Annotated in this window: 20 protein-coding genes and 1 pseudogene; 16 read left to right on the forward strand and 5 right to left on the reverse strand. The window is 36.7% G+C overall.

What is annotated here, in order from left to right; all coding sequences use genetic code 11:
• Positions 1-4: 4 nt before the first annotated feature.
• The 4 genes from LUD75_RS12370 to LUD75_RS12385 are packed head-to-tail and all read left to right on the forward strand — an operon-like array spanning position 5 to position 4,653.
• Positions 5-3,070: an efflux RND transporter permease subunit gene (locus tag LUD75_RS12370; RefSeq protein ID WP_232706007.1), complete on the forward strand. Its 3,066-nt coding sequence runs from the start codon at positions 5-7 to the stop codon at positions 3,068-3,070.
• A 20-nt stretch (positions 3,071-3,090) separates the two neighbouring features.
• A complete protein-coding gene (locus LUD75_RS12375) occupies positions 3,091-3,867 on the forward strand; it encodes an SDR family oxidoreductase (RefSeq protein ID WP_232706008.1) in 777 nt (258 codons plus the stop codon).
• Positions 3,868-3,913: 46 nt separating this feature from the next.
• Complete coding sequence (locus LUD75_RS12380) at positions 3,914-4,255, forward strand: SDR family NAD(P)-dependent oxidoreductase (RefSeq protein ID WP_232706010.1); 342 nt, start codon at positions 3,914-3,916, stop codon at positions 4,253-4,255.
• Positions 4,256-4,302: 47 nt separating this feature from the next.
• The gene (locus LUD75_RS12385; RefSeq protein ID WP_232706011.1) at positions 4,303-4,653 is read left to right on the forward strand and encodes a helix-turn-helix domain-containing protein; all 351 of its coding nucleotides are present in this window, start codon (positions 4,303-4,305) and stop codon (positions 4,651-4,653) included.
• 89 nt (positions 4,654-4,742) lie between these two features.
• Here LUD75_RS12385 and LUD75_RS12390 read toward each other — a convergent pair whose 3' ends face one another.
• Positions 4,743-5,090: an aldo/keto reductase gene (locus LUD75_RS12390; RefSeq protein WP_232706012.1), complete on the reverse strand. Its 348-nt coding sequence runs from the start codon at positions 5,088-5,090 to the stop codon at positions 4,743-4,745.
• Between the two features lie 18 nt (positions 5,091-5,108).
• Here LUD75_RS12390 and LUD75_RS12395 point away from each other — a divergent pair, with 18 nt between their 5' ends.
• Both LUD75_RS12395 and LUD75_RS12400 read left to right on the forward strand, forming a co-directional pair.
• Entirely contained in the window at positions 5,109-5,330 is a 222-nt protein-coding gene (locus LUD75_RS12395) for a TolC family protein (RefSeq protein WP_232706325.1), read from the forward strand.
• Positions 5,318-5,464, forward strand: coding sequence for a hypothetical protein (locus LUD75_RS12400; RefSeq protein ID WP_232706013.1), 147 nt, complete (start codon positions 5,318-5,320; stop codon positions 5,462-5,464). Before LUD75_RS12395 ends, LUD75_RS12400 begins: the two co-directional genes overlap by 13 nt.
• Before the next feature lie 440 nt (positions 5,465-5,904).
• Here the strand turns inward: LUD75_RS12400 and LUD75_RS12405 are convergent, their stop codons facing one another.
• Entirely contained in the window at positions 5,905-7,206 is a 1,302-nt protein-coding gene (locus LUD75_RS12405) for a chloride channel protein (protein WP_232706015.1), read from the reverse strand.
• 342 nt (positions 7,207-7,548) lie between these two features.
• Between LUD75_RS12405 and LUD75_RS12410 the strand changes: the two genes are divergently transcribed.
• From LUD75_RS12410 to LUD75_RS12420, 3 genes are all read left to right on the forward strand, one after another.
• Positions 7,549-8,424 carry an AraC family transcriptional regulator gene (locus LUD75_RS12410; RefSeq protein WP_232706017.1) on the forward strand — a complete coding sequence of 292 codons (876 nt, stop codon included), beginning with the start codon at positions 7,549-7,551 and terminating at the stop codon, positions 8,422-8,424.
• A 220-nt stretch (positions 8,425-8,644) separates the two neighbouring features.
• Complete coding sequence (locus LUD75_RS12415) at positions 8,645-8,962, forward strand: nuclear transport factor 2 family protein (protein WP_232706019.1); 318 nt, start codon at positions 8,645-8,647, stop codon at positions 8,960-8,962.
• 29 nt (positions 8,963-8,991) lie between these two features.
• Positions 8,992-9,744: an NAD(P)H-binding protein gene (locus LUD75_RS12420; RefSeq protein WP_232706020.1), complete on the forward strand. Its 753-nt coding sequence runs from the start codon at positions 8,992-8,994 to the stop codon at positions 9,742-9,744.
• A 562-nt stretch (positions 9,745-10,306) separates the two neighbouring features.
• Here the strand turns inward: LUD75_RS12420 and LUD75_RS12425 are convergent.
• Together LUD75_RS12425 and LUD75_RS12430 are read right to left on the reverse strand one after the other, a co-directional pair.
• A complete protein-coding gene (locus LUD75_RS12425; protein ID WP_232706021.1) occupies positions 10,307-10,987 on the reverse strand; it encodes a hypothetical protein in 681 nt (226 codons plus the stop codon).
• A 508-nt stretch (positions 10,988-11,495) separates the two neighbouring features.
• Positions 11,496-11,657: a hypothetical protein gene (locus LUD75_RS12430; RefSeq protein WP_232706022.1), complete on the reverse strand. Its 162-nt coding sequence runs from the start codon at positions 11,655-11,657 to the stop codon at positions 11,496-11,498.
• Between the two features lie 126 nt (positions 11,658-11,783).
• On the opposite strand from LUD75_RS12430, the gene LUD75_RS12435 reads away from it, so the two are divergent.
• From LUD75_RS12435 to LUD75_RS12465, 7 genes and pseudogenes are all read left to right on the forward strand, one after another.
• On the forward strand, positions 11,784-13,226 hold the full coding sequence (locus tag LUD75_RS12435) for a Na+/H+ antiporter (RefSeq protein WP_317207324.1): 1,443 nt from the start codon (positions 11,784-11,786) through the stop codon (positions 13,224-13,226).
• A gap of 422 nt (positions 13,227-13,648) precedes the next feature.
• Positions 13,649-14,228: pseudogene (locus LUD75_RS12440) on the forward strand (metal-dependent hydrolase).
• A gap of 484 nt (positions 14,229-14,712) precedes the next feature.
• Complete coding sequence (locus LUD75_RS12445; RefSeq protein WP_232706024.1) at positions 14,713-15,087, forward strand: hypothetical protein; 375 nt, start codon at positions 14,713-14,715, stop codon at positions 15,085-15,087.
• Between the two features lie 663 nt (positions 15,088-15,750).
• Entirely contained in the window at positions 15,751-16,851 is a 1,101-nt protein-coding gene (locus tag LUD75_RS12450) for a catalase family peroxidase (protein ID WP_232706025.1), read from the forward strand.
• 2 nt (positions 16,852-16,853) lie between these two features.
• Positions 16,854-17,444 carry a cytochrome b gene (locus tag LUD75_RS12455; RefSeq protein ID WP_074234364.1) on the forward strand — a complete coding sequence of 197 codons (591 nt, stop codon included), beginning with the start codon at positions 16,854-16,856 and terminating at the stop codon, positions 17,442-17,444.
• Between the two features lie 116 nt (positions 17,445-17,560).
• Positions 17,561-18,652, forward strand: coding sequence for a histidine kinase (locus LUD75_RS12460; RefSeq protein ID WP_120214046.1), 1,092 nt, complete (start codon positions 17,561-17,563; stop codon positions 18,650-18,652).
• Positions 18,649-19,407: a LytTR family DNA-binding domain-containing protein gene (locus LUD75_RS12465; protein ID WP_221408301.1), complete on the forward strand. Its 759-nt coding sequence runs from the start codon at positions 18,649-18,651 to the stop codon at positions 19,405-19,407. The genes LUD75_RS12460 and LUD75_RS12465 overlap by 4 nt, the downstream gene beginning before the upstream one ends.
• 301 nt (positions 19,408-19,708) lie before the next feature.
• On the opposite strand, the gene LUD75_RS12470 is transcribed toward LUD75_RS12465, so the two are convergent.
• Complete coding sequence (locus LUD75_RS12470; RefSeq protein WP_074234357.1) at positions 19,709-20,644, reverse strand: LacI family DNA-binding transcriptional regulator; 936 nt, start codon at positions 20,642-20,644, stop codon at positions 19,709-19,711.
• Positions 20,645-20,670 lie beyond the last annotated feature (26 nt).

The raw sequence follows: 20,670 nt of genomic DNA on the forward strand, positions 1-20,670 counted from the left end.
ACTGATGAAAATTACAAATTTTGCCGTAAAAAATTATCAGTTCACGCTGATTATATTTCTTCTTGTTGCAGTCGTGGGGGTTCTGACGCTCTTCACAATGCCACGTGCGGAAGATCCCGCAACAAAACCGCCTCAATATCTGATTACCGTCATCTATCCGGGGACAAGCCCGAAAGATATTGAGGAGCAGGTTGTAAAACCGATTGAAAACAAGATCTACGGATTGGAAAATATAGAAAAAATCCTGACTACTGTAGAAGATGGTGTGGCTGCTTTTCAGGTCAAATTCAAATATGGCGTTGATGTCGATAACAAATATCAGGAGATCTCCACCGAAATGAATGCCCTTAAAAACAGTGAGCTTCCAAAGGATATTTATCAGATCAAAACAGAGAAGATAAAATCATCCGATGTGAAGATCTTTCAGGTAGCTTTAGTCTCCGAAAATGCATCGGACAAATTATTACGCGATGAAGCAGATAAACTGAAAACCAGGGTTGAAAAAATCACGAACCTCAAAGATGTAAAATATGACGGGATTCCCGAGCAGGAAATACGTGTGGACCTCAATCTTGAAAAACTGGCACAGCTGAAGATCCCGTTGGATGTCGTAACAGGAAGTTTACAAAGCGAAGCAGCCGATATTCCCGGCGGTAGTATCGATATGGATACCAAGGCGTTCAACGTAAAGACGAGTGGGAAATTTAAAGATGCGGACGATGTTGCCAACACCGTGATCTACAATGCCAATGGGAAAATCGTCTATATGAAAGACGTGGCGGAAGTGGGATACAAATCGCAGGTTGTCGATCATATCACAAGAATCAACGGATTGCGTTGTATCCTGGTAACTGCAGGGATGAAAGACAATGTGAACATTGCTGATGTCCAAAAACAGTATCTACCGATAATAGATGAATTTACGAAAACCCTGCCTTCAAATATCAAGCTGGTTAAGAATTTTGACCAGGCCGATATGGTGGCCAGCCGTCTAGGTCATTTAGGGTTTGACTTTGGACTGGCTATATTTTTAGTGGTCATTACCCTGATTCCTTTGGGGGGAAGAGCATCGGTAATTGTGATGATCTCCATCCCCCTTTCATTGGCCTTAGGATTAATTGCGATGAATGCTTTAGGGTATTCCTTGAACCAGCTGAGTATTGTCGGATTGGTGGTTGCATTGGGACTGTTGGTGGATGACAGTATCGTAGTTGTCGAAAATATCGAGCGTTGGTTGCGTGAAGGGCATTCGAAAATGGAAGCTGTTCTGATGGGAACCAAACAGATCGGCGTTGCTGTTGTAGGATGTACCGCCACATTAGTCATTGCATTTCTTCCGCTGGTCTTCCTTCCCGATATGGCAGGTGATTTCATCCGAAGTCTTCCGATGGCGGTTATTACAAGTGTATTGGCTTCAATGCTTGTTGCTTTAACATTGGTTCCATTTTTAGGAAGCAGATTTTTAAAGACCCACGAACACGAAGGTGGAAATATTGTTCTTCAGTACTTGCAAAAGATATTGACCAAATCGTACAGCGGTATTATGCCGAAAGCATTGAAATTTCCTAAAATTACCATTGTCATCTCACTTCTTTTAAGTGTTCTTGCGTTTGGATTGTTTTCCGTAGCGGGATTTAAACTATTTCCTAATTCAGAAAAACCGATGTTCCTCATCAACATCAAAATGCCACTCCAGGATAATATCGTGGAAAGCAACAGGGTCACTAAGATTGTCGAAGCAGAATTGAAAAAACACAAAGAAATTATATATTACACTTCAAATGTCGGACACGGAAACCCTCAGATTTATTATAACGTGCATCCACAGGACAGAAAATCAGATTTCGCACAGATTTTCGTACAGTTGGAAAGTGAAGCTTCGCCTGTAGAAAAAACTGCTTTAATCGAAGTACTGCGTGATAAATTCAGAACGATGCCTTATGCCAAAGTGGAAGTGAAAGACTTTGAGCAGGGTACGCCTCTGGAAGCCAATATTGTGGTCAGACTATTTGGGGAAGACCAGGCTGTCTTGAGAAAACTGTCTTTCCAGGTTGAAGACATTCTGAGAAAACACAAAGGTACGGTTTACATCAACAATGAACTGAATACCAATAAGACCGATGTTAAAATAAAGATCAACAAAGAAAAAGCCAGAACTTTGGGCGTGATGACCAGTAATATCGACAGAGTGATCAGGCTTGCCGTTGCCGGTCTGACAGTCGGAGATTATATCGATGACCGTGGTGATTCCAGAAATGTGACCATTACACTGCCTAGAGACAAATTTACCAATCTTAATGCCCTGAAAAATCTGTACGTGAATAACGTTCAGGGATCACCTGTTGCGCTGAATCAGATCGCCACCATTACTTTTGAAACTGCACCTACGACGATCAACCACTTCAACAAATCACGCTTTGTGAAAGTTTCTGCGATGTCCGCAAAAGGTTATTACGCAAATGATCTGTTGGTGGATATCATTCCGAAATTAGATAAATTAAAATTACCTGAAGGCTATTATTACAAACTTGCCGGAGAGAAAGAATCGGAAGGTGATGCATTGGGAGGTAATTTCCTGTCGGTTATCGTATTGAGTACATTCTTGTTCATTGCTGTTCTGTTGTTACAGTTTAAAACATTCAAAGGGATCATCATTGTATTGTCGATCATTCCACTAGGAATTTTGGGTGGTGTACTGCTTTTAATAGCGACAGGAAACCCGATGTCATTGGTTTCCATTATTGGATTCATCGGGTTATCGGGAATACAGGTGAAAAATTCATTATTGCTGGTAGACTTTACCAATCAGTTAAGACTGGAAGGAAAGTCTATCGATGAAGCCATTGCAATTGCAGGAGAAACCCGATTTCTTCCGGTGGTTCTGACATCAGTGACAGCGATCTGTGGTCTGATTCCTTTGGCAGTGAATCCCAATCCCCAAATTGCTCCATTGGCAATCGTGTTGATTGGTGGACTCATCAGTTCTACGATTTTATCAAGAATTGTGACACCTGTGATGTACAAACTGATTCCGCCAAGTCTGGAAATGGAAAGTGGTGAAGAAAAATAATCTTAAAAACTAAATAAAAAATGGAAGAATACATATTAATCACCGGAGCCTCATCCGGAATAGGCTACCATATGGCGATTCAGCTTGCCGAGAAAAACAAAAATCTGATTTTAGTAGCAAGAAGCGAAGATAAACTGAAAAAATTACAGAAAGAACTAATCGAGTTATACAATATTTCTGCTCACTACATCGTCAAAGATCTCTCGGTTGTGGATAATGCCATTGCACTTTATGGCGAAGTTCTGGAAAGAAATCTGTTAGTTTCCGGATTGGTCAACAACGCAGGATTTGCGACCTACGGTGAATTTACCGAGACCTCTTTGGATGACGAATTGAAAATGATCGACCTGAATATCTCAAGTCTTGTAGCTCTCAATAAACTTTTCGTAAAAGATATGGTTGCAAGAAAATCAGGAAGAATTATGAATATTTCTTCTTTGATGGCATTTTTGCCATTTCCTTATTATTCGGTCTATTCAGCGACGAAAAGTTTTGTACTGGCTTTTACAGAGACACTCGCTTCGGAACTGGAAGGAACCGGCGTTGTGGTCACTACATTGTGCCCAGGACCGATTGATACTGGATTTTACAACGAAGAAATGCTCAAAGCCAATATGATGAAAAGCAATAAACCGGTTCATCCGGAGGTGGTTGCAGAAGAAGGCGTCAAACTTTTATTGAATGGCAAAGGCAAAAAAATCGTTGGTTCAATGAACTGGTTTCTCTCAAACCTTCCACGTGTGACAACGGATTCAATGATGATGAAAATCAAGAAAAAGCTCGCCAGTAAGGCTTAGTAAAACAGACCTCAACTAACGATTTCTAATAACATAAACTATTAAAATGAATAAGAAAAATATATTGATCACTGGAGCCAGTGGAGGTATCGGGCTGGAAACTGCTAAACTTTTAGCCCAAAAAGGATACTCCTTAACCTTGGTGGCAAGAAGTGGAGATAAGTTGGAAGCTATCAGACAGAGTTTACAAGATAATGATCATTCCGTATTTGTAGCGGATCTTTCCGTTGCCGAAGATGTCAATAAACTTGCATCGCATATGCAGGATAAAAAATACGATATTCTTATCAACAACGCTGGATCTGGTCTTTATGGGAAATTCGTCGATCTGCCACTTAATGAACAGATCAATAGGCTGATACTCGGGAGCAAAAAATGGAAGTCTTGAATTAAGGCAAAATTTGCGCTGATAACCGAATAGTAAAGAATAAGGATATGAAAGAATGTGTAAAAACTACAATCGATGCTCAGGATATTAAAGCATTGCAGGATACAATTTATGTCATCGGAGGTAAGTGGAAACTGCCTATAATTTACTCAATATGTAATGGGAATAAGCGTTTCAGTGATATCGAAAAGAGTATTCCCACAATTACCAAACGAATGTTATCACTAAATTTAAAGGAGCTGGAAGCCAATAAACTGATCACACGTAAAGTTGACATAGATTTCCCATCAATTATAGAATATGAGTTTACAGAGTATGCAAAGGAATATGGAGCTTTAATTACCGATATGATCGAGTGGGGAAAGAAGCATAAAAGACTGATAACCGATAAAAATTAGATTTAAATAATGATTTTAAAAGTGCAAATCTGAAAGAAGTAGCCTTTCACATTACTTCTTTCATATTTACAGTCGGTTGATCATTCTAATCAACCCCGTACAGTATTCAACAGATCGTGCGGATACCCCAAACTAATGGAGCTTAAGGCATCTAAATGTGCTAATTCTTCAGCTGTCAAATTGATTTCAGCAGCTTTAATGCTTTGCTCAAATTGATTGATATTTCGTGCTCCAAGCAAAGGAAATGCATTCTTGGATAAAGTCCATGCAAATGCAATCTGGCCAGGCGTAGCTTCATATTTTTCTGCAATTCCTACCAGTCCATCAATGATCAGTTTGGTTTTTTCATCTTCCGAATATTCAGCGTCAGTAGAATGACTGTCGCGCGAATATCCAGCTTCTTTGGAAAGAACTAAGAATTTTGAAGCATTGATCATTGACAATCAAATTTCTTCCTGAGTCCTTCACATCTATTAAGCAAAAGGCCAGACTTAAAAGCAGCCGAACTAAATGTTGTAAGTCTAAATGCGAAAACTGATTTGGCAAAAGCTGCAATGTATCCGAGCATAAGTTTGTCACCATCAATAGGTGTTAATTCAAATAAGAACAATACTTGGTTTGATCGTCCCGGTTCTATTAAAAAACGTTGGCTGCCAATTTGGCAATGTCACTTTTGAATAAAAGACAACTTAGAACAGGCTACGATTCTGCGGTTATTGAGCAGAAAAAAGCAGTCATCAATTTTAAGCTGACGTTATTGACTACAGTCGGTGGAGTTTCTGATGTGATGGAAAGCTCTGAGATACCGTAGGTGTTGTTTTTGCGTATTATTACTGCAGGAGGATAATAATGATCTTGGTTGATTAAAATCAGGAATCTTGAAAACAGTTTGTAAATTAAAACAAAAGAGGTATTGCTTTGACAAGATCCATCGATATTTTCAATGATCTGTTTAAATATGCCCATACTTGTTACTATTGAAACAATGTGATGCGTTGTAATCTAAATTTTATTTAGGTGTTATTTCTACAAATATTTTATAACTATTTTAAATAAAGAAATGAGTTATCGAAAGATAGCACCTTTTTTATTAAGTAGTAAAATAAATACGTGACGATGCACTTAAATGTATCAGATCATATTTGTATAAATGTCAGTTCTGCTATCTAAAAAAATATTAGATCAATTATCAAACAAAGAAGATTTTATTCTTGTGATTTGTCATATCTAAATATTGTAAGTTGATTTAAATCAATTTGTTGAGTTTGGGATTCTTGAAAATTCTTTGTAAGTATACACATTGTAAGGATAGATTTTCTTTGCAAGGACTTTAGCAATAACACTACTGATGAACAAAGGAAACAGCAATAGATATCCAGACGGTACTATACTGGAAATAATAAACATGGCAGTAAGAGGGGCGTGAATAGCTGCGGAAAGCATGGCAGCGGCTCCAAATAACGCAAAGTTAATAACCACAAGATGAGTACCTAAATAATGGTTGCAGAATTGGGCAAAAAATACCCCTAAAAACGCACCTGTAACAATACTCGGGGCAAATACACCGCCGTCACCGCCTGCACCGAGAGTGAGGGAAGCTGCCAATGGCTTTATAAAGATGAGCAAAACCAAAGGAATTAAATATGTGAGATTAACAATATCGGACGAACTTGATTCAAGGATTTTACCAAGCCCGTGATAACTATCACCATATAATGCCGGAAGAAAAAAGATAAATACCCCAACAGTTATGGCACCTAAATTTACACGTATGAAATTGTTGTTAATCCCACCAAAAAATGTTTTTGCGTAGATGACAATTTTTGTAAAATAAAGGGCAAATATACCTCCGATTAAACTTAGTATCACAGCAAAAGGTATGGATTGCCACCGCCAGTCCTGTACCTTAAATGTAAATAATGGGTTTGAGTCATAAAAATGCACAAATAGATGAGCTATAATCATCGAACTTATTCCACTGATCAGTAAGGTTTTATTGTATTTACGTGCAATAACTTCGAATGCAAATAGAAAACCGCCCAGCGCACTTCCAAAGAGTACGGTTACACCCGCTATAATACCTGCACATATCAGTTCCGTCTTGTAGGCCCAAGCACTATGCAAATGTTTGTATGCCTGATTACCAACTGTTGCGGTGGCAACTACTGTTGATACTTCGACTCCTGTAGATCCTCCGAAAATTACCGTTAAAAAGCCATTAGTGCAGTGCGAAGGTATTTTAAAAAAAGGAAGATGATCCTTTCTTGTTTCCAGGGTTGTATATATTTCCTTAATTCCTTTATTTTTTCTGTTCTGAAAGAGATATTTACGTAGGAAATAGATTGCTGTAATGCCTACACTTGGTAGAAAGATTAGCAATTTGTTTTCCGTGGCTATAATTTCTTCAAAGAGGTATTCCTGTACCTGTCCTGTCAAATGTTTTAAAGTATAAGATATAAGACAAGACATAATACTAACGATAATAGATATCCCGATTAATTTGACATAGCTGGATCTTATTATTTTCTTTCGGTACGCTGTATTGCCTTGCATAACTATTTTAGTTTTAAAGAAGATGTAAAGGTAACAGTTATTTTTTGAAATAGTAAAAGTTGCTTGTTACTACATACTACCTGTTTTTATTTAAACAATTCAAATGAAATTTAAATAATTCATTGATTCATAAACTGAAGGTCCACCGATCAAGACAAGGATATACTTAATTTCTTTTTTATTTATCAATACTGTTGTTTGCAACGTTGGAATTTTAGATAACTGTTAAAAATGGATGTTTTTGAAAAAATTGCACATTTAGTTAGCTTCTTTACTTTTAGTCTTGAATAATACACACTATTAAATAAAGAAAAACTAAATTAGTTGTGCAAAGAAATTGTTATGCCTAAAAACGATTCAATTATAGTAAATAGAATGGATTACAGCAGTGGGATTGCTGTTGGTATTTGGAACGTATCTACACCAGGTATTATAAAAGCACTTTCACCTCATAGGCACGACCATTATACTTGCATGCTAATTGAGGCTGATAAGCTTGAAGTTGTATTTGATTTTAAGCATTTAACAATGCCGGTGGGGACACTTTTTATCTCTCCTCCTGGACAAGTTCATCAGATTCTAGAGACTCTTAGTGCAACAGGTTATTATTTGTCTTTTGAAAGCCGTCATATCGGTAGAATGGCACAAACCAGTTTGGATAATTTATTAGAGGAAACCTTGATTATCGCTCTCTCTAATAATGAGCGGCATTGGTTTAGAACAATCTTTGAGTCAATCATGAAATTACAAGATCTGAACGATACCCCTTATAGGCAAGTTGAAAAACCATTGCTTTCAGCTTTTATTGAACAGGCAGTTTTATGCTACAAACGCCAATCATTCATTAATTCCGAAAGTGTTAGCCTACGTTCTATAAATCTCACGAAGGAATTCAGGAATCTTGTAAAATCACATTTCCGGAGTATAAAGCGTCCATCTGAATTTGCAGCAATGCTTAATATAACTGTTGGACATCTAAGCGATACAGTAAAAAAAGTTACTGGTTTATCTGCTTCCGAACATATACAGAAGGAAGTGATGAGTGAAGCGCAAAGATTGCTCTACTATACGGAAATAAGCATCAAGGAAATTTCCTATCAGCTGGGATATCAAGACACCAAATATTTCATCAGGCTGTTTAGTAAAAATGCAGGTTTTTCACCTAGTGAATATCGGAAGCAATACGCTAAATGCTCAGACCAAACCTTAGATCATTAAGATTGTTCCTTCTTTTGTCCACCTTTTACCTTAATTTGTGAGTGGCGTTGCATATGCCAATTGCTCAATTTTGTAAGACAAAAAAATTACTTCTAAAGAAAATTTAGATTTTATGATTGGACAGAATTTTGTTGAAAGCTCAGTACTCTCATTGTCGAGAACTCCCGAGGGAATAATCGACTCTTTTCTTGCTCATATGAATTCTTTCCATACGGAGACTATGCTTCGTTTCTATGAGGAAGATGCAATCTTTATTCGTGATAGTGGTCAGCCTCGTAGAGGAAGATTGGAGATTGCGCGAGAATTGGACTGCTTCTTTAAATTCGGTTTGCCAATCAAAATTACAACAAGGAATGTTTATGTATATGGTAATCTAGCATCACTAATCTTGGACTGGAGTATAGCACGTATTGCGAATAATGGTGAAAAAATATGTATTCGAGGAACATCTAATGATTATGATAAAAGAGGAACCGATGGATATTGGAGATATTGGTTTGAAAATCCCTTTGGTGTTCAAGTGCGCAGCTTATTTTAAAAAACTTTACAATATTAAATAAATCAGATATGAAAATTTTAGTAGTAGGAGGTACAGGTCTAACAGGGAGGCTTGTAACTAACAAATTGGAAAAACTTGGTCATAAAGTAGTAATCGGTTCGCCATCACAAGGTGTCGATGTCATTACTGGTGAAGGGCTTCAGGAAGCATTGACCGGAACTGAAATAGTAATCGATCTATCAAATTCATCTTCTCCCGAAGGAGAAAATGCACTTCGATTTTTTGAGACTGCGGGAAAGAATCTTGTCAAAGCAGAATTGAATGCTAGTATTAAGCATCATATCGTTCTATCAATTGTAGGAACAGATGATGCATTGGAAATCGGTTATCTCAGAGCAAAAAAACTTCAAGAGGATACTATTAAAAACTCGGGTATACCTTACACTATAATTAGGTCAACACAATTTCACGAACATGTGGAAGCCATCATCCAAGTTCAGGGAGAAGGGGATAAAGTTTTTGTTTCGAACTTAGACTATCAACCAATTGCACTTGATGATGTTGCCGAATTCATAGTACAATTCTCTTTGGAAGAACCTAAAAATAACACCATTGAAATTGCAGGACCAAGACGTGGCAAAATGGGGACTTTTGTCTCTGAGTATATTCAAATTACAGGTCAGGACAAAAAAGTGATTACAGAAAATGAAAGTAAGTATATGCATTTTGTTGTTACTAATTCACTTCTAGTTCCCGCTGGTCATTACTCCGCTGGTCAGAAACTTTTTGAGGATTGGGCACTGGAAACATTTAAAAGCTAAACTTTCAATTATAAATTTTTCTTTTGATAATTTTAAAATTTTAGTGCAGATCTTTTTGTTCTGCATTTTTAATTATAATGGTACGTCTGACTTTTAATAAATACATTTTCTAGGAAAATTTGATTAAGATAGAAGAATTGCTTTAAGCTTTTAAGTTAAAACTAAAGTCTCGTTTTTAAATTTAACAGAAGTTTAATGCAATTTAATTTACAAAGCTTTTAGAATTTATTATTGGACTTTTAAGTCTTTAATTGGCTATTTTGGTTTTATGCCATAACCGAAGAAATATAGAAACATTTGACGGACGATTTAAAAGCGTTATAAAAAAAATTAAATATCGCTGTGATATGATCTCAAACCTTAAAAAGACGTTCCATTCACTTCGAAATTAGTTGCTCAATTGACCGTCTTTTCAACTTTCATCTGTTCCCATAAATATATTTTGTTACAAGAGATTTGATTATATTCACTATTTGATTAGGATGAAATTTTAACATTGATTATTTCAAAATAAAACTTATCAATAAAAAAATTGTAAATCAACGGTTTCAGACAATTATTATTAGAAGACAAGTACACTGGCGAACAAACCAATACTGTTCTCATTATGTTTAATAGGGCCATACCATTCAAAATTACTACCTAGACCAAAGCTAAACTCTTTGTAGCTGAGTCCTGCACGCAGATAAATGTAGCTTCTGTTATGATCACCTGAGCTTGGAACAAATCCATACAAACCTTGTGCACGACCGTACCATGACCAGTTATCATTAATTTTTGGACGATATTCTATGAGTAGCATGTTTTCTGATGCCCAATCACTTGCTAGATCGATTTTTGGGTTCGCTACGATAGTAAATTCAGGTGTAGAATATGAATATATCAGACTTGCTACCGGTCTGAATCCATAAACAGGAGTATATTGCAAACCTGTTGTGACTTCTAAACCCCTTAACAATGTATAAGTAATATGCGATTGTGTCATGATGTCAGGTGTCATCTCTTTTTCCCAAGGAGCATTTCCATTGGTAATACTGAAAAAGCCAAGTTTTGGTATACTTTTAAACTTTTTATTAACCATAACCTGATAATAGATACCCCTGCTACCCAGCATCATCTCCATGTTGATAGGTGTGCTTTTGAGATCGGGTTGTTTTTCTGCAATTGTCTGAGCCTGGAAGGCTGTTGTAAGACTGATAAAAAATAAAGCTACGCCAATTCTTACTGATTTTTGCTCTTTCATAATCTTATACATTTATTTCCCAAGGTTTAGTGTTAATATGCCAGTTTTAACATGAGAAAATTATAGCGCAAAATTAGAACAGACAATAGTCGCAGAGTAGTATAAAGATGGCAAATATTAGGATAAATCGTGCAAAATTTTGTCCCGATATGCTGATGGTGAAATTCCGGTGATTTTTTAAAAAGCCTCGAAGGGCAGGAGCTATTTTTTTAATCAGTAATCATAATTTTAGCTATCAATAGTTGAACCTGATTCATCCCTTTAAGATTGAATCAGGTTCAGTTGTAAATTTAATGTTTTGGCAAATAAATTTTAAACTCCTTCCATTGAATGTATTGCTCTGCCGATTGTCTTGCGCAGGTTGTATCTGTTCGCTCTTTAAAATTAAATGTTTGATCCACGTTCAATCGTACACCGGCTCTGTATCCTAAAATAAGTTGGTATTTTCTCACGAAATTATCAGGATCATTATTAAAATTTATTCTAAGTTTTCGGTTGTGAGTACTAATCAGGGCTGTAAATTGAATTTCACGCCTGTCATCTGTTCGCCTACCTGCCATAGCCTGTTTCCTGTGGTTACATCTTTCGCCTGTTTGGGAATGGATGCAGGTCCCGGTGAACCCTTAACATGCATAAATCCGGAAGGTCCCCAGTAGGAACCATTCTTCACGATTGGATCTGTTGCCGCAAGAAGTGTAGGTAAAGCGGCTTTATCGGCCGGTTGTGAAATCAGCGGGGTAACTATTTTTTCGATCAGGAAACCACTGGTCCGCTGTAGGTTCGTAGGGGAAACGGTATACCACAAACTAAAGTAGAGCCAGAATTAATTTTTATAATCTTTTTACCTCCCTTGCTGTTTGAGGCAGCGTGGTCAACCTCCTGGAAAGAGCTTTGGCGCTGGCGTCGGATTATCCTTAGTTTTGCTTTTGTGGTTGTGTTTTTTACAGCATTATCGGTTGCAATTTTTGCCAACTATTTTATACCGGGTTTTTCCTTAGCCCTGGGTTTTTTGCTTGGTGGAATTGTATCTCCGCCTGATGCTGTTAGTGCCGGTGCTATTTTGAAATTTGTAAAAGTCCCGAAACGACTGTCTTCAATTCTTGAGGGAGAGAGTTTATTGAATGATGCATCGTCTTTGATCATTTTAAGATTTGCAATGATTGCAGCTGCAACAGGGCAGTTTGTTTGGCATGAAGCTGCAGTCAGTCTTGTCTGGATGTGTATAGGCGGTGTCGGAATCGGACTGGCAATAGCGTACATCTTTATGAATATGCACAAAATCTTACCGACTGATTCGAACATCGATATTCTAATGACTTTCATTGCGCCATTCTCAATGTATTTGGCGACAGAACAATTGAATGCTTCAGGAGTACTGGCAGTAGTTGCAGGAGGTTTATTTCTTTCATACCACAGCCATGATTTCTTAAGTGGTGCATCGCGAATAAGGACCTTAACAGTTGGGGAAAGTTTTTGTTTTCTATTGAATGGGATTGTTTTCATGTTAATAGGTTTGGATTTACCTGAAATTGTTTCAGGCTTAGGCAAAGCAGATATTTACACTTCAATTGGCTATGGTATCGCTGTCTCAGCTGTACTTGTTATTGTAAGAATCTTCGCAAGTTATGGAGCGGTGATAACAACATTAATTATGAAGAATTTCATCAGTGTTGCCGATCCGGAACCTCCCGGTTGGAAAACCCCTTTAATTATTGGCTGGACAGGGATGAGAGGGGTCGTTTCATTAGCTGCGGCACTTTCGATTCCCATGACTCTGGATGACGGAACTCCTTTTCCGCAAAGAGATATGATACTTTTCATCACATTTATTGTAATTCTTTCAACCCTATTGATACAGGGTTTGACACTTCCTGTTTTTCTTAGAAAATTTCCACCGGTCGACCGGGACTTTATAAGAACTGAAAAGGAGATCGATCAGGACATCAAGAACAGTTTGGCAAAAGTGGCAATTGATAAAATTCGTAATGATTATAGTGATAAAATAAAAAGCTTTCCGACGTTGAATGATCAATTGCAGCGGTATGAAACTCAGGCAATGAGTTCTGAGATAATTGTTAATTACGAAGAATATAAAAAGATTTATGTTGATATTCTTGATGCCCAAAGATACTGGCTTATAAATAAAAACCGAGAAGAACTTTTGTTAGATGAAGAAATTATCAGAAAACATCTTAGGTTATTGGATCTTCAGGAAGAAAGATTAAATATGAAAATCTAAGGTTTTAAAGAAAATTTATCAAGAAATTCTTGATATCATAATTCTGAGTTCAGTTCCTTAACACAATAAATATCTTATAATTAAGAAATGTCAAAACAAACGTAACTGTTATTTATTGATTGTTTAATGAGCTTGGATATACTATCGAAATGTTACTTCATTATTCCATCAAAGAAGTTAGTTATAGATAAGAATTTTTTGTACTGAATTTTTATAATTTAGTTTTTCCTGAGGAAGGCAATCTTTGACAATGATTGAACCACGAGCTTTATTTAATTAGTATTGTTGACTTATAATAGCCAAGGTAGAGAACTACAAATGGAAGTTTAAATTTCTGAATATGTATTGTATTATTGCATAATCTTGAACTTCAGAAAAAAAACTTACAACAAACGTTTTTATATATACCCATCACATAATCAATCAATATTGATTCGCTAAAAGCAGATTATATCTTGATTACCCATTCTCATTACGATCACGTTTTAGATGTTGAAACCATTGCAGAAAAGAATGATTCGGTTATCGTTTCAAACGCTGAAATCACCACTTATTATGAGAAGAAAGGTTTTAAATCTCACTTTATGAATCATGGGGGCAGCTGGAAATTTGATTTTGGAAAAGTAAAATACGTTAACGCCAGTCATTCAAGTAGTTTTTCAGATGGTAGCTATGGGGGGGAATCCTGGAGGTTTCGTGATAGAGACAGATACCATAAATATTTACATTGCAGGAGATACTGCATTAAGTTACGATATGAAATTGATCCCCCTCCGTACCAAACTGGATCTAGCCATTTTTCCAATCGGGGGCAACTTTACGATGGATGTAGAAGATGCAATAATTGCGTCAGATTTTGTGGAGTGCAATAAAATTCTGGGATATCATTATGATAGTAACCCTTACATTACCATCGATCATCAAGAATCAGTCAAAAAATTTGCAGATAGGGGAAAAGAATTGCTGCTTTTGAAAGTTGGTGAATTTTTAGAATTTCAATAATATATTGAGTTTTCAGTGGGAGGGAATGTTTAATATATTTTCTCAATCCCGGCATTCTGCTATTCATTTTTTCACAGACTACATGGAATCAATGGCGACTTGATTTGTAATTATTGTTCTTATAGGAAGTTCATTGTTTGCTCAAAGACTATGGATGAAATTCTCAAATTCCACATAAAAGTATTAAAGGTATATACAGAAATAACATAAGCCGATGATTTGGCATACAGCATTTATAAATAAAATAAGTAATGCTATCTACTAATAAACGGGCTGAGCCCATAACAATATGATAACAAAAAAAATAAGATGGCTGTCGACCTTTTTACCATTAATTTTGGTATTGTCAGGTTGCGGTAAAGATCCAAAGCCGCAGGTCAAGAAGACGCAAACCATTACGCATGGCTCTGCATGGCAATCACAGTACGATCGCATAGACCCAAAAAGATTTACCTGACAACGCTATCGAGCTATTCAGTGAGCAATGGATGGTGGTGACGGCAGAAAAAGAAAACCTATTCAACAGCATGGTCATCAGCTGGGGAGGTTTAGGTTTTATAAAGTGGCTCAGGCTGCAACTGTAAATAAAAATACTGATGAACTAATTGAATCGATTAAAAAGAAGAATGCAGATGCAAAATTTACAAAGAATATAACTAAAGATGAAATCGGAAAAACTTCTTTTTACAAAACTTTTATAAAAGTTGATCTGGGAAATAATGTTTCACAAAATTATATAATTTACAATGCAATAATAAACGGCTACAATGCGAGTTTTTGTATAATATATTTAAATGAGACACCTGAACTAATAGAATTATTAAATGCATTTACAGATTCAAAATTTAAAATTCAATAAATTAAGGCAACAATATACTTGAGTGTACCATCGAAAAAATATTATTTATCTGTACAAAAGTGTATTTTTACACATAATGACATTATCAGATATATTTAAATATATAATAACTTAAAAAAATTATTCTAAGTAATTAAAATGGTGCCAACTGTCTTCAGTGGGCGCCATTTGGCTGTTCGTGAACATCACAGGACTATATTCAAACCAATTAATATTAGATATTGATAATATTTTGAATGTATTAAATGTTGTTTAATTTACATTCATTAAAAATTGAAGCTAAAAAATATCTGTTTTTTAGCTGGGCAAATTCGGTTTGGTACTTTATCTATAAAGCAATAAAAAAAACATTGCATGGGATTATAAGGGATTAAAGTTTTAGCACCACGATTATACTTTTTCGTTGATGATTTGACCAATGAAAATGCTAAATGGAGAATCTCAATATATTTATTTCATAGCCTTTGAGCATAATTTTTTTAAACAAAATTGATAGTTTCGTAAAGCTTTGATACAATCAGGATTGAAATAGTAGTAAATTTCAGTTATTTCAAAGTCCATTTCAGTAGCCAATTATTCCGTTTCGGTAAAGATAAAAGTCAGATGTCGGCTTCTCGTTCATTTCTTTGTATTAATAAATATAAATAATTGAACCAGAATATTATGAAAAAATATTTTTTTCCAGCTGATTCCAAAAAACGAAAAACCGGAATCAGATTAGCGGGTATTGCCCTTACTGCATTGCTGCTAGTTTCAGCCTTTGCGTGGTCTGCAGGTCTTATTGGGCAACGTAATACGACCAGAACATTTTTAGAGAATACACCGGATTCATTTCCGGCAGGATACCGTCGGGCTCACGGCAAAGGTATTTGCTTTGAAGGCACTTTTCACGCTTCTGGAAATGCTGTGCCATTATCTATAGCACAGGTATTTGGACAGAAAGATGTTCCTGCAGTGGGTCGATTTTCTTTAGGTACCGGCAATCCGCACGCGCCGGATAATTCCAGCCGTACAGTAAGTATGGCTTTGATGCTGACATCTGCTGATGGCGAACAGTGGCGAATGAAATTGAATAATAAACCTTTTTTTGGCACTCGGGATGCCGTAGGATTTCTAAAACAAATTGAAGCTTTTAAGCCCGATCCTACAACAGGAAAACCTAATCCTGAAAAGGTTGCAGCTTTTCTTAAAGAATACCCTGAAGCAAAAAAGTCTATGGAATATGATGCCAAGGCACCCTGGACTAAAAGTTTTGCAGGCTCGGAATATTATGTTATCAATGCATTTCTTTTAATAGATTCCAACGGAAAAGAACATCCTGTTCGTTGGTCAATGCGTCCGCACGCTCCCTTTGTTTCGATGAGCGCAGAAGAACGAAAAAAGGCTGGCCCAAACTATTTATTTGATGAATTGAAAAAGCGACTGGAAAAAGCTCCTCTTTATTGGGATCTGGTATTGACTATCGCTGAACCCGGAGACCCTGTCAACGACCCCTCCCAACAATGGCCTGCAAACCGTAAACAAATCATTGCAGGGACTTTGGAAGTTAACCGTGTTTTTGATCAGGCAGAAGGTGGGTGCAGGGATATCAACTTTGATCCAACGCTTGTGCCGAAGGGAATTGCGTTGTCTGATGATCCTGTTTTAGCAGCAAGGGCAGGTATATATTCTCATTCGTACAATGACAGGGTAAGAGAAATCGGTTATGGCAAAGCGACCGATGCTGTAGGAAAACCTATAAAAGACAACTCTCAAAACAAATAACGATGAATAATAAAAAGCTGACTCAGATGCCTCCTTCATCTTTTAATATTACGGCGCGAATCCTACATTGGCTGATGGCCGCAATGATATTAACAATGTTATTCGTGGGAGTAGGAATGATGACATCATTAACATTAAGGCCTTGGCTGCTGGATTTGCATATACCGTTGGGAGTAGCTGTACTGCTGCTGGTAATTGTCCGTTTGATCAACCGCCTGACCAGACCCGTTCCAAAGCTTCCCGGTGAAATGCCGGGCTGGCAGAAATATATGGCTACGATACTGCATTGGGTATTTTATGCGCTGATGTTTGCACTGCCTCTTTCCGGCTGGGCACAGCTGTCAGCCGGTGGCTTCCCGGTGAGGCTTTACCCGGGTTTCCATCTTCCCGCGATATTAGAACAAAACCCAACTTCTTATGCCTTGTTGCACGATTCACACCGGATAATGGCTTGGGCGTTTTTCTTTATGATAGTCGGGCATCTTTCTGCGGCCTTGATTCACGGGTTTATTTACAGAGACAACATTCTGCAATCAATGATAGGGCAAAAAAAGCTAACTGATAAATCTGAGGAAATCTGTTCTGACCAATAAACTTAAGAAGGGCAAAATGCTATCGGTGTAAAAGTCTTTGTATATTTAAATTCTCATTTTTTAATTTATAATGAATTTTAATAATATAATTCGACTTAACAATTGAGATCTATTTTATGAAGAAAGAACAAAATGCATTTTTGAATAACCGCTGGAAACGAATATTGATTGTTTGTTTTGCCTTTTTAATGATGTACCTCATTTCATTCATCATCGATCCGTTCTCTCCTTACTGGGGCAATTTTTTTAAAAGGGATTGGACGAAAGTAAGCCGGGATCTTGCAACCTCTTTTATTTTTTGCTTTATTGTATCAGAAGTGAGCATTCTCATCAGCAACAGGTTTAACCAAAGTGTTCCCTGGACCAATTATCCTGGAAAGCGTTTTACGATTGAAATATTTCTGAATCTTTTTGTAATCCTGGCAGTACAGCTGATTATTAACTTTTTCAAATCGAGGATGAATGGAAAACCTCTGACTTTTGGATTTGGTCCGGGAGGATCCGTAGAAGAGGCAAGAGGGATGATCCAGTGGCTTGTCGTTAGTACTATTATTGCACTATTTATCGTAGGAATTCATATTGGCAATTACCTGATATCAAATTGGAAAAACGAGGCATTAAAGGCTTCAGAGCTTAAGCAGGTAGCATTGGATGCTGAGTTACAGTCATTAAAACTTCAGATAGATTCACATTTTGTATTCAATAATCTGAGTGTATTGTCTGAGACCATCCTCAAAGATCAGATGCTGGGATATGCATATGCTGAAAACTTTTCCCGTATATACCGTTACCTTCTTCTAAATGCTAAAAAAGATATTATTACGCTGGAACAGGAGCTTAAATTTTTAGAGTCTTACCGATTTCTTATTGAACACCGGTTCTCTAATGGGGTACAGTTTCATATCTCTGCAGATGAGTCATCAAAAAATCTTTATATGCCGCCTCTTACCTTGCAGCTTCTTGTCGAAAATGCGTTAAAGCACAATAAAACGAACCGAAAAGAACCACTGATCGTACGCATCAGTACTGATAATGCGCAAACATTGACAGTTGAAAATAATATGCTGCCAATTGCAAAGGTTCAAGATTCTTTTGGTATAGGATTAACCAATATAAAACGTAGGTATCAATTGCTGTCAAAACGGCCGGTTGAGATCAGTAAAGCCAATAATTGTTTCAAAGTAACCATACCACTTCTTAAACTATGATGACAAGCAGGATTTTAATTATTGAAGACGAGATTCCCAATGCAGAAAGACTTGTTCGTCTGCTTGGTAAAGTACGACCAAATGCAGAGATAGTAGCTGTTATTGAAAGCGTTGCGGAAAGTGTGGAGTGGTTTAATGAAAATGAGCAGCCCGATGTTGTGATGATGGATATCAGGCTGTCTGATGGATTAAGTTTTGAAATTTTTGAAAAAGCGGAAGTCCTTTGCCCCGTTATCTTTACCACTGCATATGACGAATATGCAGTCAAGGCGTTCAGGTATAACAGTGTTTTTTATCTTTTGAAGCCTATTGAGCAGGATGAACTGAATATGGCTATAGAAAAACTCGAAGCAAAGACGATTGTAAAAATTGATCGTACATTAATGGAAACTCTTTTAACTTCTCTGAAGCCACAAGGTTACAGGAATCGTTTTCTGATATCATATAGAGATAGTTATAAGACTGTACTCGTTGATGATATAATGTACTTTTATTCAGAATTTAAAATGACGAAAGCCAGGCTGGCTAATGGTGAGGAGGAAATAATTCCGGAAACGTTGGAAGAACTGGAACAGCAACTTGATCCCAAATTATTTTTCAGAGCCAACAGGCAGTATATTATAAACATTAATTCTATTTTACAGATCAGCAATTATTTTAAGGGTAAGCTTAAAGTAAAACTAAAAAAAAGCGATGAAGCAATTATCATAAGTCGAGAAAAATCTGCACAATTTAAATCTTGGATCGGTTACTAATCAAGAGGTTGTCATTACGAAAATAATATTATAGCAATTGAGATTTTAGCTTAATAATATATTCTAATTTATTGTAAATTAAATGTTAAAATAAAGTATGGTATATAAAATATTTCCTCGTCACGTAGTCATTTAGAATTAAAATACATTAAAATTATATTGTAAAATTCTGGTAGCCACAAATTTTAATGTAGAAAAATCGAGATATAAAAAAACTTTCATACAACTGAGTTTGCGTAAGTGCACAATAACAAAATCGGTTCTTTAAATGTTCAAGCAAGTACAGTTAATTGAGTAAATTTTAAATAGACTGTTTTTTAATGATTGTCAATAGTTTCATCGCAGCCGTTTTTCCCATTTCATAGCCGTCGTTAATGATACATTCATAGGAATCGTCCAGATATTTTGGAAGAATTCCCTCCGTTATGGCAACGACTTTAGCTTTTGGGGAAGCCGTTTTTTTATTGACAAGGGAACTGTGCAGTCCGGCAAGAGTCTCATCACTCATTACAAAGTAACCGTCGAAGTCTTCATAATCAAAGATGATACTCATTTTCTCCTTTACCATATCGGCGGAATTGCAGTAGATGATCTTGCACTTTACATCTTTGTGCTTATCGATAACCTCTGAAAAATGATTTTTACGGGTTTGTGATATTTCCAGGTTTTCATCCCCGAAAATAGCAACAATATTTTTACAGCCAGCTTCTATGAGCTTTTGGGCGGCAGTTTGCGCATAAAGCCTGTTGTCAAATATCACCTCTTCAAAGACATTTTGTGGAATGGTCTTGTCGAAAATGACCAAAGGAAGTTCCAGCTCCTTAATTTTATTGAAATGGGTGAGGTCCTTTGTCTGTCTGCTGAGAGAAATCAGGATGCCATCCACCCTTGAGTTGATACAGGTAAGCAGATTTTCCTCTTCCATTCCCAGAGATTCTTCCGAAGAAAGCACAAAAAAGTTATAGCCTTCCGAATGTAGCACGGAGGAAATCCCTTTGATAATGGAAGGAATGAAAAACATCGAAATTTCCGGGATGATAAGTCCGATAACCTTGGATGATTTCTTTCGGAAATTGATGGCGAAATCATTCGGGACATAGTTGAAGGTATCTGCAACCTCTTTTACACGCTGTTTTACAGCTGCACTGATGTCAGGGTGATTCTTAAGCGCTCGGGACACTGTAGAGGTACTTATATTGAGCATTTTTGCAATATCTTTTATAGTGATTCTTTTCATTTTGAGTTAATGGAGTATATTTTTGG

This window comes from Epilithonimonas sp. JDS, from assembly GCF_021261315.1.
Classification (GTDB): domain Bacteria; phylum Bacteroidota; class Bacteroidia; order Flavobacteriales; family Weeksellaceae; genus Epilithonimonas.

What these genes read in the sequence shown, in the direction of transcription:
- LUD75_RS12385 (WP_232706011.1), top strand. Translation starts at nt 4,303, where the DNA reads ATGAAAGAATGTGTAAAAACTACAATCGATGCTCAGGATATTAAAGCA.
- LUD75_RS12415 (WP_232706019.1), top strand. Translation starts at nt 8,645, where the DNA reads ATGCTTCGTTTCTATGAGGAAGATGCAATCTTTATTCGTGATAGTGGT.
- LUD75_RS12470 (WP_074234357.1), bottom strand. Translation starts at nt 20,644, where the DNA reads ATGAAAAGAATCACTATAAAAGATATTGCAAAAATGCTCAATATAAGT.
- LUD75_RS12465 (WP_221408301.1), top strand. Translation starts at nt 18,649, where the DNA reads ATGATGACAAGCAGGATTTTAATTATTGAAGACGAGATTCCCAATGCA.
- LUD75_RS12380 (WP_232706010.1), top strand. Translation starts at nt 3,914, where the DNA reads ATGAATAAGAAAAATATATTGATCACTGGAGCCAGTGGAGGTATCGGG.
- LUD75_RS12450 (WP_232706025.1), top strand. Translation starts at nt 15,751, where the DNA reads ATGAAAAAATATTTTTTTCCAGCTGATTCCAAAAAACGAAAAACCGGA.
- LUD75_RS12390 (WP_232706012.1), bottom strand. Translation starts at nt 5,090, where the DNA reads ATGATCAATGCTTCAAAATTCTTAGTTCTTTCCAAAGAAGCTGGATAT.
- LUD75_RS12370 (WP_232706007.1), top strand. Translation starts at nt 5, where the DNA reads ATGAAAATTACAAATTTTGCCGTAAAAAATTATCAGTTCACGCTGATT.
- LUD75_RS12455 (WP_074234364.1), top strand. Translation starts at nt 16,854, where the DNA reads ATGAATAATAAAAAGCTGACTCAGATGCCTCCTTCATCTTTTAATATT.
- LUD75_RS12460 (WP_120214046.1), top strand. Translation starts at nt 17,561, where the DNA reads ATGAAGAAAGAACAAAATGCATTTTTGAATAACCGCTGGAAACGAATA.
- LUD75_RS12445 (WP_232706024.1), top strand. Translation starts at nt 14,713, where the DNA reads ATGGATGGTGGTGACGGCAGAAAAAGAAAACCTATTCAACAGCATGGT.
- LUD75_RS12375 (WP_232706008.1), top strand. Translation starts at nt 3,091, where the DNA reads ATGGAAGAATACATATTAATCACCGGAGCCTCATCCGGAATAGGCTAC.
- LUD75_RS12400 (WP_232706013.1), top strand. Translation starts at nt 5,318, where the DNA reads ATGTCACTTTTGAATAAAAGACAACTTAGAACAGGCTACGATTCTGCG.
- LUD75_RS12420 (WP_232706020.1), top strand. Translation starts at nt 8,992, where the DNA reads ATGAAAATTTTAGTAGTAGGAGGTACAGGTCTAACAGGGAGGCTTGTA.
- LUD75_RS12405 (WP_232706015.1), bottom strand. Translation starts at nt 7,206, where the DNA reads ATGCAAGGCAATACAGCGTACCGAAAGAAAATAATAAGATCCAGCTAT.
- LUD75_RS12410 (WP_232706017.1), top strand. Translation starts at nt 7,549, where the DNA reads ATGCCTAAAAACGATTCAATTATAGTAAATAGAATGGATTACAGCAGT.
- LUD75_RS12425 (WP_232706021.1), bottom strand. Translation starts at nt 10,987, where the DNA reads ATGAAAGAGCAAAAATCAGTAAGAATTGGCGTAGCTTTATTTTTTATC.